This is a genomic window from Alkalibacillus flavidus, assembly GCF_040545925.1.
Classification (GTDB): domain Bacteria; phylum Bacillota; class Bacilli; order Bacillales; family Alkalibacillaceae; genus Alkalibacillus; species Alkalibacillus flavidus.
Genome location: NZ_JBEPMX010000003.1, coordinates 64298 through 78920 on the forward strand (window position 1 = coordinate 64298; position 14623 = coordinate 78920).

17 protein-coding genes and 1 pseudogene are annotated in these 14623 nt (G+C 40.9%); 5 read left to right on the forward strand and 13 right to left on the reverse strand.

From position 1 onward, the window contains the following. The first annotated feature begins 14 nt into the window (after positions 1–14). Positions 15–974, forward strand: a complete 960-nt coding sequence (locus ABID56_RS04260) for a glycine betaine ABC transporter substrate-binding protein (RefSeq protein ID WP_354219377.1) — start codon at positions 15–17, stop codon at positions 972–974. Between the two features lie 262 nt (positions 975–1236). On the opposite strand, the gene ABID56_RS04265 is transcribed toward ABID56_RS04260, so the two are convergent. The 5 genes from ABID56_RS04265 to ABID56_RS04285 form a co-directional block, all read right to left on the reverse strand. Further along, the gene (locus ABID56_RS04265; RefSeq protein WP_354219378.1) at positions 1237–1572 is read right to left on the reverse strand and encodes a type II toxin-antitoxin system antitoxin SocA domain-containing protein; all 336 of its coding nucleotides are present in this window, start codon (positions 1570–1572) and stop codon (positions 1237–1239) included. 34 nt (positions 1573–1606) lie between these two features. Next, positions 1607–2008, reverse strand: coding sequence for a hypothetical protein (locus ABID56_RS04270; protein ID WP_354219379.1), 402 nt, complete (start codon positions 2006–2008; stop codon positions 1607–1609). A gap of 1 nt (position 2009) precedes the next feature. Next, complete coding sequence (locus ABID56_RS04275; RefSeq protein WP_354219380.1) at positions 2010–2423, reverse strand: RelA/SpoT-related domain-containing protein; 414 nt, start codon at positions 2421–2423, stop codon at positions 2010–2012. A gap of 684 nt (positions 2424–3107) precedes the next feature. After that, positions 3108–3965, reverse strand: a complete 858-nt coding sequence (locus ABID56_RS04280) for a MurR/RpiR family transcriptional regulator (RefSeq protein ID WP_354219381.1) — start codon at positions 3963–3965, stop codon at positions 3108–3110. A gap of 15 nt (positions 3966–3980) precedes the next feature. Continuing rightward, on the reverse strand, positions 3981–5363 hold the full coding sequence (locus tag ABID56_RS04285; protein ID WP_354219382.1) for an aspartate aminotransferase family protein: 1383 nt from the start codon (positions 5361–5363) through the stop codon (positions 3981–3983). Between the two features lie 408 nt (positions 5364–5771). On the opposite strand from ABID56_RS04285, the gene ABID56_RS04290 reads away from it, so the two are divergent. Both ABID56_RS04290 and ABID56_RS04295 read left to right on the forward strand, forming a co-directional pair. Next, positions 5772–6203, forward strand: a complete 432-nt coding sequence (locus tag ABID56_RS04290) for a hypothetical protein (protein WP_354219383.1) — start codon at positions 5772–5774, stop codon at positions 6201–6203. A 366-nt stretch (positions 6204–6569) separates the two neighbouring features. Then, entirely contained in the window at positions 6570–7028 is a 459-nt protein-coding gene (locus ABID56_RS04295; RefSeq protein ID WP_354219384.1) for a nucleoside deaminase, read from the forward strand. 38 nt (positions 7029–7066) lie between these two features. Here ABID56_RS04295 and ABID56_RS04300 read toward each other — a convergent pair whose 3' ends face one another. Beyond that, positions 7067–7762 (reverse strand): HAD family hydrolase, encoded by a 696-nt coding sequence (locus ABID56_RS04300; protein WP_354219385.1) that lies wholly within the window; start codon positions 7760–7762, stop codon positions 7067–7069. Positions 7763–7816: 54 nt separating this feature from the next. After that, complete coding sequence (locus ABID56_RS04305; RefSeq protein ID WP_354219386.1) at positions 7817–8458, reverse strand: YusW family protein; 642 nt, start codon at positions 8456–8458, stop codon at positions 7817–7819. 136 nt (positions 8459–8594) lie between these two features. Here ABID56_RS04305 and ABID56_RS04310 point away from each other — a divergent pair, with 136 nt between their 5' ends. Continuing rightward, positions 8595–8921, forward strand: coding sequence for a MazG nucleotide pyrophosphohydrolase domain-containing protein (locus ABID56_RS04310; protein WP_354219387.1), 327 nt, complete (start codon positions 8595–8597; stop codon positions 8919–8921). 23 nt (positions 8922–8944) lie between these two features. Here the strand turns inward: ABID56_RS04310 and ABID56_RS04315 are convergent, their stop codons facing one another. Beyond that, a complete protein-coding gene (locus ABID56_RS04315) occupies positions 8945–9937 on the reverse strand; it encodes an HNH endonuclease domain-containing protein (RefSeq protein ID WP_354219388.1) in 993 nt (330 codons plus the stop codon). A 171-nt stretch (positions 9938–10108) separates the two neighbouring features. Between ABID56_RS04315 and ABID56_RS04320 the strand changes: the two genes are divergently transcribed. After that, positions 10109–10957, forward strand: a complete 849-nt coding sequence (locus ABID56_RS04320) for a VOC family protein (RefSeq protein ID WP_354219389.1) — start codon at positions 10109–10111, stop codon at positions 10955–10957. A gap of 100 nt (positions 10958–11057) precedes the next feature. Here the strand turns inward: ABID56_RS04320 and ABID56_RS04325 are convergent, their stop codons facing one another. From ABID56_RS04325 to ABID56_RS04345, 5 genes and pseudogenes are all read right to left on the reverse strand, one after another. Beyond that, a complete protein-coding gene (locus tag ABID56_RS04325; protein WP_354219390.1) occupies positions 11058–12035 on the reverse strand; it encodes an ABC transporter ATP-binding protein in 978 nt (325 codons plus the stop codon). Further along, a pseudogene (locus ABID56_RS04330) lies at positions 11998–12495 on the reverse strand (oligopeptide/dipeptide ABC transporter ATP-binding protein); the annotation flags it as partial. The pseudogene ABID56_RS04330 and the gene ABID56_RS04325, both read right to left, overlap by 38 nt. Before the next feature lie 62 nt (positions 12496–12557). Continuing rightward, complete coding sequence (locus tag ABID56_RS04335) at positions 12558–12737, reverse strand: hypothetical protein (RefSeq protein WP_377946414.1); 180 nt, start codon at positions 12735–12737, stop codon at positions 12558–12560. Between the two features lie 19 nt (positions 12738–12756). Further along, positions 12757–13653: an ABC transporter permease gene (locus tag ABID56_RS04340; RefSeq protein ID WP_354219391.1), complete on the reverse strand. Its 897-nt coding sequence runs from the start codon at positions 13651–13653 to the stop codon at positions 12757–12759. 12 nt (positions 13654–13665) lie between these two features. Next, positions 13666–14577 (reverse strand): ABC transporter permease, encoded by a 912-nt coding sequence (locus ABID56_RS04345; RefSeq protein ID WP_354219392.1) that lies wholly within the window; start codon positions 14575–14577, stop codon positions 13666–13668. Positions 14578–14623 lie beyond the last annotated feature (46 nt).

Here is a 14623-nt window from a genome sequence, read left to right on the forward strand (position 1 = left end):
GGGAGATTTTAAGCATGAAGAAGTTTTTAGCAATGGCAGCGCTAATATTAGTGTTAGTACTCGCTGCATGTGGCGGTTCTTCTGATGAAGGGAATAATGAAAACGCTGAAGGACAAGACAACAGTGAACAGTCAGAGGACAACAGCGGTAATGAAGGTGGCAATGAAGATAGCGAAGAAAATGTAGAAAAAGGTGAAATCGTCATTGGCCAAACATCTTGGTCAAGTACAGCTCCTCCAACTCAGATTGCGAAAAGCATTCTAGAAGAAGTTGGGTATGAAGTTGAAGTCACGTTACTCGATCAACCAGTGATTTGGGAAAGCATGGCGAACGAAGAGATTCATTTCTTCATGGACGCTTGGTTACCATACACTGAAGAAGCCTTATGGTCTGACTACAAAGACGAACTACAAAAAGTATCAACAAGTTACGAAGAAGTCCCCCTTGGTTGGGTTGTCCCAGAGTATGTTGACGCCGAAACAATCGGTGATTTAGAAGGACGCGGCGATGAATTCGGCGGTGAGATCTTAACAATTGGCGAAGGTGCCGGCATTGTTGAACTGTCTAAAGACGTGATGAATGACGAAAATTATAACCTTGATGGTTTCGAACTGTTGCCAAGCAGTGAAGCAGCAATGTTAGGTGCTGTCGATCAAAAAATCCAAAATGAAGAGCCTTTTGTCTTCACTGGTTGGAGACCACACTCAGTATTCGCGAAACACGACCTTAAATTCCTAGAAGACACTGAAGGTCACTTCCAATATGACAACGTATATGTCTTATCTTATCAAGGCATTCAAGATCAACCACAATACTCAGAAGCATATGATATTCTATCAAACTGGGAAATCAGCGTTGATGAACTTGAAAACATGATCCAACAAGCTGAAAACGAAGACGCAAGCTACGAAGAACTAGCCGAACAGTGGATTGAAGACAATCGCGACACAGTCGACGAATGGATCAACAACTAAGCGAGCAACAATTCCCCTAAATTGTTGATATAGTGTAAGGAAGCCCTCCGCGTGACGCGGAGGGCTTTCATTTTAGGTGGGTGCGTTTGATTTATTAAATAACTACCGCTAGTTTTGAGATAAGTCGCGCTAGTTTTTAAATAAGTGCACGGACTTATGAAATAACTACGGGTAGTTATTTCATAAGTTGGGTGCGGAGATGTTTACAGAAAAAACTGCTATTCAAACGTTGTCTCACGTGTGAATAGCAGGACATAACAACTCATTTCATACTCTTATTATCGCTCTCACCTTTCATTACTAATTGAGGATCAATCACTCGATTTAATTTATAGCCATTTATAGACGTTAAATCCCAGGCTCCCCCAGATCTATGAGTTATTTTAATTAAGTCGTTTGCTTTAAGTTGACCATACTGATTCAACACTTCATCTAGAACATCCAAATACTTATTATATTTAGGTAATTCAGCAAACCTCGAATAAACCGATAATTTAAAATCATCATCGCTTGATATAAGATCAGTATTGTCCTCTTGAATAATACTTCTACTATCCGCACTATCACCGGACTGGTACTGGTTATATATTTCCTTCACAACCGGGCCGTTCTCGCATGCAACAAACTGCTCATCAAAAGGATGGGTAGTCATACTTCTTAATAAATTCAATATAATAAAGGTATAATAATTTTTGGAGCTTCAAATGGGTACACTCTATTCTTGAAACGATTAAATTGGCTATGTCATAAACAGTGACCTTTTCGTCATCTAATAAATACTTTTTAAACACACTTAAACTTGAAATCGGTATAACATCTTCAAAAAAAGGGTCATACTTAATAACCGATTGCCAATCTTGTGAGCTTGTTTTAATATGATGAAAACCAAATGACAATTCATTAAAACCATGCTTCAAGTCGTGAGTCATCTGATTAAATTCCTTAAGCCCTTCTATATCATCTGACACTCGATGAAATGCAACTCGTTTTCCTTTACTAAAATTACTCTGCAGTAAAATGAAATGATGAAACATGTCAATACCTCCTTTCGTTCCTCTGATATTTGGATAGCCAATTTGTATAAACCTTTTTATACATTTCATGCGACTTTATATTCGATTGTTCATGTTTAGAATCCCAAATTTGTAGTTCAATCGGAAAACAGTGATTCGACTCACCCATAAAATAAATGTGGTAGGCTTTATAATCGCTTGTATGTCGTTCTTTATTTATTATACGCACACCATTCGATTTTAAATGCTCAATATACTTTATAGCATCACTTAAATTTTCATGATAGTTTTGATCAATAACCCTGAACCCTAACAAATCATTTAAGTATTTATTAATTGGATAATTACCTTGGTCTTCATTTCGTTTTCTTAGTAGTTTGTGAATGATAGATGGTTTATTCTTAACACGTCCTACAATCGGTACATTATAATTCATTGCAAGCGCATAGACAATATTGAAGTAGACATCATCAAGTCCTCACTTATAACTTTCAACATAGCTTAGAAAGTCCTGACTAATTAAATGTTGCCCATTCTTATATATATCCGTTGTAACATGTCTAACAACTGTTTTCTTTAAATTATATACTTGCTGACTAGCTAATGATCTAATCTATTCATCATTATAAGCATCATGATCAAACATTCGTTTATAGTCACGTATATCATATTTATTCTCGTGCGACTAATTAAGCCACCTCTATTATCAATTCGATAATTGCAAGTTATATTATTAAAAATTAAAGAATGGAATCATTAAGGAAAGGTTTTAACTGAAATGTGGGATATGTGCAGTCATTCTCATTAAATTATATCTATTAATCCTCATTATATAATAATGACTGCTCAAATTCTATTCAAAACAAAGAAGAATGTTTTCAATAATAGCGCATTATTTTAAGGATTTAAAAACCCCCCAATCAGCTTTGTGGACTAATTGGAGGTTGACGATTCTTTATCTATTCGCTATCTTTTCTTTCATTTTGTCACAAGTTTGAATCACAATCCCATATCCTTGATTCAACCTCAAACATGCTTGAATCAACTTCAATGACGCTTGCTTCAATTCCGAACATCCTTGACTCAAACTCGCCCATCGTTGCGCAAACCAACACCTACATCACTCAAGATCATCACTAAAAATATTAAATCGATCCCATACACTTTCTAATTCCTCTAGGTGCTGCTCGATTTCTGTGCTTTTCTCATGACCGACGGCTGTAATCAACGCGTTAATCAAGCTTAACGGCGCAACAAATGAATCAATTAAGGACGACATATCACTACGTGCATATAAAGCTATATCGGAATATGGCACAAGCGGTGATAATTGATTATCCGTGATCGACACGACTTGCGTACCTCTGTCATGCGCAAATGAAAGCGCCTCTACCGTACTCCGTGTATACCGTGAAAAACTTAATCCAATCACCACATCATCTTCATCGATTCGAAATAACTTCTCCGATATCCCGTGCGGATTGCGAATCAATTCCGCATTCTCTAGCATCACATCAAAATAAAACTCTAAAAACGATCCGAGCGCAACGGCACTTCGATTCGCCACGATAAAAATCCGCTTCGCCCCAACAATTTTGTCCACTGCCGCTTGAAAATCATCCATATTCAATTGCTGCGACATTTCCCGAATACGCTCGACTTCCTCTTCAAACATTTCCATCGTCGCATGAGTGTCCCGATCATAAATATCTTCAGAAATGCGCAATTGCTCGACAGTTGTTAACTGTTTTTTCATCGCGTTTTGGAGCGCCTTTTGAAATTCAGGATACCCGCTATAACCTAAATAGGTCGCGAAACGATACACCGTCGCCTCGCCCACGCCGACTTGTTTCGCCAGCTCACCAACGGTCAAAAACGCAACAGAGTTCATATGGCTCATCACATACCGTGCAATCGCCCTTTGAGATTTGCTCATATCTTGTAGTTTACTCGACATGACTTCATATAAATCAGCCATATGACTCAACTCCTTCTATCGATTTAACACACGATTAATCGCGATATAGTGCGCCTCAATTGTCTTTTCAATATCTTCATCAGTATGTGCCGTACTCATCGAATAACGATTACCAGGCTTCGTATAGATTCCTAAATCGAGCAATTCATAATCAATTTGCTTACGCGTTTCCATATCAACCGTCGTTAAACTACGATAATCGCGTACAACATCCTTCGTTAATATTATATTAAATATTGTGCCTAAGCCAACCGTTTGCATCGATAAACCGTGCTGATGATAGACATTTTCCAGTCCATGACGGAGCTTTTCAGTTTTTCGAAGCAACTCACTCATGACACCTGGTTCTTCTAAATAGTCAATGGTCGCCAAACCAGCGGCTAACACAGTCGGATGACCATTATACGTCCCACTATGGAACAGCGCGCGGTCTGTCACTTGTTGACCACCTGACGTTAAAATATCACCGCCACGCTCAGGCGACATTAACTGCATGATGTCATAACGACCACCGAGCGCACCGACAGGGAATCCGCCGCCTAACACTTTACCGAGCGCCGTTAAATCTGGCTCAATGTCATACAGATGCTGGGCGCCACCAAGCGTTAGACGAAAGCCCGTTTTCACTTCATCAAAAATAAGCACGATGCCCAGTTCTTCTGTGATGTCACGCAACCCTTTCATAAATGTCTCATCAGCCGGAATAAACCCGCTCTGAACAGGTTCTAAAATAACCGCCGAAATCTCATCCTGACGCTGACGCAAAATCGCTTCCGTTGCTTTTAAGTCGTTGAACGGCAAAATCACCGTCTGATCTAAATCCTGTTCTGACATGCCACTCGATTCTGCGACCGAATTCGGCTCAGCATGCTCGCCAGCATCGTCCATATTCGGATTCACACTCACTAACACTTGGTCGTAACCACCGTGATAATGCCCTTCAAACTTGGCAATTTTCGGCTTATCGTTGTACGCCTGCGCCAAACGAATCGCAAGCAACGTCGCTTCTAAGCCTGAGTTGGTGAAACGTACTTGATCCATGCTCGGGAAAATATCGACGAGTTTCTGCGCCATTTTGTATTCCAAATGATGCGGCGTGCCGAATACAAACGACCCACACTGATCGATCTGCTCATAAACCGCTTCTTTCACACGTTCATGACCGTGACCTAAAATCATCGCGCCATAGCTTAGCAAATAGTCGATATAGTTATTCCCATCAACGTCCGTCAAACGACTACCAGACGCATGATCCATCACGATCGGATGCGGCGCGAAATGTTTAATATTCGCCGTCACACCACCTGGAATCACCTGCCTCGCTTGTTCATGCGCTCTCGCTGAACCCGCGATTTTGTCTTCAAAATTCATGCTTTGTGCTACACGTGCACTATTCATTGTTCACACCCTCTATCATTATGAAATATTCATTTCGTTTTATTATATATATGATGATTTTATTTCATCGAACACAACTTTTCAAGGGATTATGAAAAATTTATTTCAAGCAATTAATTTTTGAAATAATTCCGCTAAGTTTTGAGATAACTGCACTGACTGACAGTTTGTGAAAAAAATAACTCAATCGATCAATTTTAGAGTACAAAATTACAACCTGCATCCATACTTTTTCATATAAGAATGTAATCTAAAATATAAGGTTATTTGTAATACCAATTATATAAATAATTGAGAGAGCTTTAGGATAAGTGACATTACATGGTAAAATAAGTTAATAAACGTTATTTAACTAACAGACAGTCATGTTGAAGAAGCGATGAAGTGAAAGTTAGGGGGCATGAGGTGATGTTAAATAAAATAGTACTATTGCTTTCCTTTATTATACTTCTTGTTGCTTGTAGTGGGGAGCAACATCTTACATTTGAAGACCAAAAAGACGCAGAACAAAGTATTGGTGAATTTAAAACGCCTGTAATGCCAGAAGGATATATCATTGAAAAAATAACGTACGATAATGACGGTTTCACACACCCCGTAACAAAAGTATTCTACGAAAGGGAACGTCATAACATTACTTTTATGATTGCATCATCAAGGTTTGATAATGGCCCCACGGAAAAGATTGAAAACGATGAAATAGCTGATATGAGTTGGATTTCAATGGATAAAGAATATGTATTAAAGTGGAGAAACTCCGACAAGCAAAGTTATAAATATCTGTTCACAAACGATGAAGCAGACAAAACATGGTTAATATCTATTGCTGAAAGTTATTAAACAAACATAGAGGCGTTAATTGAAGCAGATTAAACATTTTTCAAAACAAACCTACATTAGTTTTTGCACGTCACTTTGTAGGTCTGCAATAATTATTATAGCTTTGCGAATGGGATTTCTTTTTCCTATGTCCATAACTACTCAAAATACACACGAACACTGATATAACCATGAAAAATGGACATCAAATGGTTATACATTTTAAGATCCATTTCACACTACATTTTTATGGTTAGTCACCAAAACTGAGCATCTCAGAAAAAACTACTCTTCTAAAAGTTTATCTTGCAACTTCATTCAACAATCACAACTCCCACCCTCATGTGTTAAAATAAACCCAACTTCACCAACCAAGGAGGCTCGACAATGGATCAATTCATGGAGCACACGATTAAGCTAGCTGCCAACAACGTGAAGGAAGGTGGCCAACCGTTCGGCGCAGCCCTCATCAAAGACGGCGAAGTGATCGCTGAAGGCGTCAACCAACTCCACGTCAGACACGACGTCAGCGGACACGCCGAAATGGTCGCCATTCGCCAAGCCCAAAAACAACTCCAAACCGATGATTTATCCGACATGACGATGTACGCAAGCGGCGAACCATGCCCGATGTGCTACGCCGCTATGTCTTACGCCGGCATCCAAACAACCTATTACGCTCAATCAGCCGAAGACGCGGTCGACGCAGGCCTAGGTAAATCAAAACAAGTCGCTCTCGATCTACAAAAAGCCCCGTCCGAACGCAGTTACCCGATGCACCACATGCCGTTAACCGACGATTCACACAACCCAATGCAAATGTACAAAAAACGCCACAACCAATAAGAAAACGGGCGCCACCTCGAGCGCCCGCTTCACCATAATCACTTATTACTCGGCTCAAAAAACAACCAACTCTTTTGCACCGATATTTCTTTCATCTTCTCATCCGGATTGACGACATAAGGATAATCGACAAACTCAAACAACGGCTTATCCGATTCACTATCCGCATAAGCATAAAGCGTTTCGTCATCAGCACTCTTCCCGCGCTTATCTAACCATGCCTTCAGCTGCGTCACTTTTTCCTCACCATTAATAATCCGACCTATCTGACCTTTACACAACCCTTGATCATCAAACACGAGCTGCGTGCCGATCGTTTCTACATCATTCAACCCAACTTCACGCGTGAACGCTTTTAAAAAGGGCATAAGCGCGCCCGATAGCACAACGACCTCATCACCTTGAGCTTGGTGGTGCTTCACGACCTCGACTAACTCATAATGCACACGCTCTAAATCATGCCGCGCTAATTTATCAAAGAAATCCGCCAATTCTTCTTGCGTTTTGCCTTTAAACGACCGCGCAAAACTGCGGAAAAACTCATGCTTAAACGCTTCTTTCCCTTTGACCAAACCTAACGCGACACTCTTCACTAAACCAGCACCAACAACTGACCATTCTTTCAAACCATAATCCTGTTTCGCCACTTGAAACATCACTTTAAACGAATCACCTTGATACAATGTTCCGTCAAAATCAACTGTCACGACTGCCACGATAACGCCTCCGTTCATTCAACCTTTCTTCCCATTCTAGCACACTTCACGACGGAGACGTAAAAGGTAGCCCTAACGATACGTATGTTCCACTTCTAACGTATCCCCATTATCGAAATCCACATCCAACTCAATCTCACGCACTTCCTCTTCCATCACTTTCAAATGATCATAAACACGCTGAAACGCCTCTTCTTTAGACAACTCTGGCGTCGGCTGAATATCATCAATCATCGCCTCAATCTGATCAACCGCCACACGCCCTTTACGATCCCGCTCAGACTGTTCATCAATTTCAATCTCAGCCTTCTTCCCATCCGGCCTCATCGCATATTCAAAATTCCACTCTCCCTGATCATTAAAAAACTCAATCTCCAACTCAAAATCAATCACCCCATGATACAACTCACTATTTCGCTCAGCTCGCATCTCATTCACCTTGTCATGCATATCATCATTTTGAGCCTCATAATCAGCGCCCTCTGTCTCATCACGATCTTGTGGCTTATCTGGATCTTCCCCCGACTCATCAGGCCCATCATTCACATCCGTCATCTGATTACCATCAGCTAGACCATCCTCATCCTCACTTGTTAACTCCTCATTATCTTCAACGGGATCCTGCATCCCCAAATCACTATCCGGGTTATCATTCGTCGCACACCCTGCCAACATCAACCCAAGACTCAAAAACATAATCCAAAATCCTCTCATTCAGACCACCCCTTATGATTTAGTTCTTCTATGTATTGGGGTGTCCAAAACATTACTATTTATACTTATCAAGCAAATTGAACCAAACCACTAAATGACTTACAATGGTTGTAAAATATCGCAAGGAGTGACGACCATGCCAACATATCAAAAGTTAGTTCGTGATTACATACCAACCATCATCGAAAAATCTGAAAAACAGTATTCCACCCGCATATTAGACGAAAATGAATATGTAGAAGCCTTAAAAAAGAAACTGTATGAAGAAGTTAATGAAGTGCACGAAGCTCAAGGTCAGGAGGATTTATTAGAGGAACTAGCAGATGTTTTAGAGGTTATTCATGCGTTAGCTAAAGTGAACAATTCTGATATGGAGAGAGTTGAACAAATGCGTCAAACGAAAGCCAAAGAACGTGGTGGATTTGATAAAAGGATTCTTTTAGAAGAAGTCAAAGATAACTAACACGCTTATTTAGCATAAACGTGTTAGTTCGGCACCCATATATCATCGAAACCATTTTTAATAGAATAATCGTACAATAAGACAATCTTTTGATCATGATAATGACGCAAGCTGGAATCGCGATCTTTCTCCTGGATTACTTCTTGTAGCTGGTTGTTCCTTGCAATAATGTCGTCAAGATAATCCCGCTTTGGCAATTTGTCTTTCTTCTGTATATTACACGTGCCACACGCCATAACCAAATTCCATATTTGATCCGACTGAACAAAGGACCACGGGATAAAATGGTCGACGTGACTAGCTCGATTACCTCGCGTTAAACTTTTACCGCAATAGAAACATGTTGCTTCAAAGTAATTTAACAATACCTCTTCATAAGGCTTCAAGGAGCTGCGCTTAGCAATGCTCTCCACTTTATCAAGCAAATAACTCGTGGAAGGATATTCGTTTAACTCCTCAATCATTTTAGCCATATGATAATTCGTTAAATTAACGATTAATCGCTGATATTTCAACATGAATTCATGGACGGTTGAATGAAACCTAAAATACTCTGTTCGATGGTCAAATTCATAGAATAACGCATTTGTATCACCATAAAGCGCGCCGAATACGTTGATTTTCATAACTGATTTTATTTTGGACACTAATTTCAATTGCAATGAGGCCTTGATTTTATCAAAGCTAAAATCACTTGGAATTCCGTGTTTGTGTTGGAAGTCTAGCATTTCAGTAACAACTCTTGCTCTACGGTCACTACTATTTTGTTTAACCAAACCATGATGGATAATCAGGTTCCAATAAATTTTCGCAAAGCTATAAGCCAATTGATCATAATTTAGTTCGTGATGGTGATTGACTTGGTATAAGTTTTCGATCATAGCTTTGATCAAGGCGTATTTATATGTAGCAGATTTAGCAGACTTATTCGAAAGGACAACGGTGAACACCCGCCAAATGTCTTCCTCAATCAAATATTCTTCTCGCAGCTCACCGACTTTCAGCTTATGACTCATAATATCACCACCTTAACACCACTCTACAAGCAAATGATTTAAATAACAAGATTTAACAAGTGGCGATTGTTCAATACCAACCATACCCCGTCAGTATAATTTGACTCCCTAAACTTACTATATTAAATCTACTTACATAAAAGTAAGTAACAATTCAAGGGATGCCTCCTTATGCAATTTCATCAAGCACCAGTCAAGCATGTCAGTTATGTTGACATAAACGTAACAGATTTAGAACGGTCGACGGCTTTTTACCAACAAGTGGTCGGTTTTCGTGTGTTGAGTCAAGACGAATCAACGGTCGCACTAAGCGCTGATGGGGAGCAGGCGATTTTAACGATTCATCAACTGTCTAGCCCAAAGCGTGAGACGCGTCGTACGGCAGGGCTTTATCATTTCGCCATTTTGTTACCGACTCGGGCTGATTTAGCTGATTTCATCAAACATATTGCCGAACAAAATGTCCAAATTGGGGCATCTGACCACTGGGTAAGTGAATCGATTTATTTCGCTGACCCGGATGGCAATGGGATTGAAGTGTACGCTGATCGTGATCCATCTGAATGGTCGTGGGAAAATGGTGAAGTCGCGATGGCTGTCGATCCGCTTGATGCGCGTGACGTGTTATCACATGCGACGGAAGCTGGTTGGCAAGGGTTACCTACGCAAACTATCATGGGACATATTCATTTACATGTCGCTGATCTCGATGAAACGAAGCAGTTTTATACCGATGCATTAGGGTTAGATATCGTCTGTCGTTTCGGCGGTCAAGCTTTATTTATCGCTGATGGCCATTACCACCATCACATCGCTATTAATACGTGGAATGGTGTCGGTGCAGACAAACCTTCTCAGACGACACCAGGTCTAAAATCATTCACGCTAAAACTAAATGGTGAAGATGACAAACAAGTCGTGTTAAACCAACTTGAAGCATTTGGTGCACCGATCGAACATGAAGGGAATACGACCGTCACAGTTGATCCATCAGGGAATCGAGTACGACTAGACGTATAATGCTTTTCCTGGACCAAAAAAAGCCCCCCCGCAACGGGAGCCCTTTTCTCTATGTTTAAAAAAGGGGGTAAACATAGCAATATATCATGCCTCCAAACGATTACGTTCGGTGATGACAAGCAACAAAATGATCGTCTGTCACTTCGACCCATTCGGGCATCTTTTCCCGACATACGTCTGTCGCAATGGGACATCTCGTATTAAACGGGCAACCTTGTGGTGGGTCGGATGGACTTGGCAAATCGCCTTCCAACTTGACTCTTTCTTGGTTACGCCCTGGTACTGGACGTGGAATAGCGTTTAGTAATGCTTCAGTATATGGATGTAATGGGTTATCATATAGTTCATCAATGGGTGCCCACTCAACCATATGGCCTAAATACATCACTAAAATCTTATTACAAAAATGTCTAACGACGCCTAAATCGTGTGAAATAAACAAATAGGTTAGCTCGTATTTATCTTGTATATTTTGTAATAATTTAAGCACTTGTGCTTGCACTGATACGTCTAATGCTGAGACTGCCTCATCACATATAATTAACTCAGGGTTTAACGCAATGGCCCGGGCAATTCCGATTCGTTGGCGTTGGCCGCCGCTAAATTGGTGCGGGTAATTGTAATAATGCGATGCATTTAAGCCGACTTCATGCAGTAACCCGAGCACGCGCTCTTGTCGTTCTTCTTTTGATAAATCCGTATGAATCACAAACGGTTCTTCGAGTGTATCCCCGACGCGTTGGCGCGGGTCTAATGACGCGAAGGGGTCCTGGAAGATGATTTGCATATTTTTCTTAAATTCTTTAAAGGCTTTTTCTTTCATATCCGTGATATTCTGACCTTTAAAATAAATATTACCGCTCGTTGCTTCTTCTAAATTAAGAATGGTTTTGCCTAACGTCGATTTACCACATCCCGACTCACCGACAATGCCAACCGAATCGCCTGCTTCAACGTCTATCGAAATATTGTTCACAGCAAAGACCTGATGTTGAACACGTCGTAAAAATCCACCACGAATCGGGAAATGTTTGTTCACGTTATCCAGTTGTAATATTGGCTGACTCGTTTCGCTCATGGTCTTCTTCCTCCTGTAACCAACATCTCACCGTATGTTGAAATCCTACGTCAAATGTCTTAGGTGAATCAGTCGCACATTTATCCATCGCAAATTCACAACGGGCCACAAATGGGCAAGCTGTTGAACGATCTTTCAAACCTGGTAACTGACCTGGAATCGGATCTAAGTTATGCTCCTTATCATCAACGTTTGGAACTGATTTAAGCAACCCTTTAGTATACGGGTGCTGCGGGTTGTTGAATATACTGTCAACATCCGCTTCTTCGATTTTTTCACCTGCATACATAACCATCACTCGATCAGCGACTTCCGCCACAACGCCCATATCATGCGTGATCAATACGACGCCCATATTGTATTGATCTTTTAAATCGTCTAATAGATCTAAAATTTGCGATTGAATCGTCACGTCTAAAGCGGTCGTCGGCTCGTCAGCAATTAACAAATGTTTCATACATTTGTTCAATAACACGTGACGACACACTATCGTTCGTTAAGATAGGCGACAGTCCAACCACATCAGATGTGGATGCGTACGTGACCGTTGAATCGCCTCCCCCCTTCACTAGTTTCAGATGATTCGTTACCTGATTCTCCAGAGCTATCAGATGACCCTCCATCAGATCCTTCTTGACCTCCGCCACATGCGGCTAATACTAAACCGACTAATAAAATGAACAAAAACAGTACTTTTTTCATGTTCCTTCCCCCTTCAAATTTATTGATTTAAATCCATATTCGGATCTAAAGCATCTCGTAATCCATCACCAACGACATTGAATGCGAATACGACTAGCATGATCGCTATTCCTGGAACAACGGTCATATGCGGTGATGTCCACATATAATCCTGACCAGCGGCAATCATAGCGCCCCATTCAGGTGTTGGTGGTTGAGCACCTAAGCCTAAGAAACTTAATGCTGACGTCGATAGAATAGCGGTCGCCATTCTCATCGTCGCAAACACGATAATCGGCGCTGTAATATTCGGTAAAATATGTTTAAACATAATTCTCAAATGACTTGAGCCGAGTGATTTTTGTGCTAAGATGTATTCTTCTTTCTTGGCCGACAAGACGCTCCCGCGAACGATTCTGGCACAAACGGGAATCGACCAAATACTAATCGCAATGACGACGTTCACTAGGCTTGTCCCGAGAATCGTAATGACGAGCATCGCAAGTAATATACCAGGAAAGGCAAACAATAAATCCATCATTCTCATAATGAGATTATCAAGTCGCCTGTAGTACCCAGCAATCATGCCGAGTAACACACCACCGACAAGCCCTAAACCGACGGCACCTATTCCGACTAAAATCGATATTCTTGCACCGTGCACAATGCGACTCCACATATCGCGTCCGAGATTGTCGGTCCCGAGCCAATGCCTTTCTGAACCAACGGGTAACTCTTGTTTCGTCAAGGCTTGTTCTGCTGGGTCGTACACGGTAATAAATTCAGCAAAAACGGCTAGCAACGTTTGGATCGCAATAATAATTAAACCGATTACGGCCAACTTATTTTTCACGAGTCGTTTGGCAATACTTTTAAAATAGCTTTCTTTTTCTAGCTGATTGAGGTCCACTGAGTTAGTCGCGACTTCTGATGACATGTTGCCCCTCCTTTAGTCAATACTGATTCGTGGATCAATGAAGATATAAATAATATCGACGATTAAATTCACAACGACGAATAAACTAGCAACGAGTAAGACGGATCCTTGCACCATCGGGAAATCTCTGTCTGCGATAGAGTCAATCATCAATCGCCCGACACCATTAATGGCGAAAACTTGTTCAACAATAATCGTTCCACCTAATAGAAAGCCGAAATTCATACCGATTACCGTTATGACAGGTATCATCGCATTTCGCATACAGTGGATTCCGATAATGACACGCTCACGAACACCTTTCGCCCGCGCTGTTCGGACGAAATCAGATCGTACGACTTCTAACATGGACGAACGGGTCATCCTTGCGATTAATGCCGCTGCTCCCGTGCCTAATGTGATTGCGGGTAATATCAGTTCTTTCATACCAGTAACTGTCCAAAAAGGTGCGCTCAATCCCCCAGCCGGAAGCCATTGTAAGTTCACCGCAAATAAGAGAATGAGTAACGTCCCTAACCAAAAGTTCGGAATCGAAATCCCAGCAAGAGCGCCAGTCGTTGTAAAAACGTCCAACCACGAGTTTTGTTTTAGTGCTGAAATAGTTCCAGCCGTCACACCAACGACAATCGCCACGATGATACTCGCAATGGCTAAGTTTAATGTATTCGGAAAACGTGTTGCGATCGCTTCATTAACTGATTGTCCTGATTGGAACGAGTAACCTAAATCACCTTGGAAAACGTTTGTTATGTAGTTCCAATATTGGACAACGAGAGGTTGAATATCTGAGTCTGTCGCTGTTGGACCGCCAATAATTCTGGCTGGGTCCCCCGGCGCTAAATGCATACTCAGAAAAACGATAATTGAAATCCCAATAAGTAAAAAAAACATCTGAATAAATCGTCGAAGTATTAAACCAGCCAAAATAAACTTCCTTTCAATTCCCTTTATTCTGAAAATTAAATATACA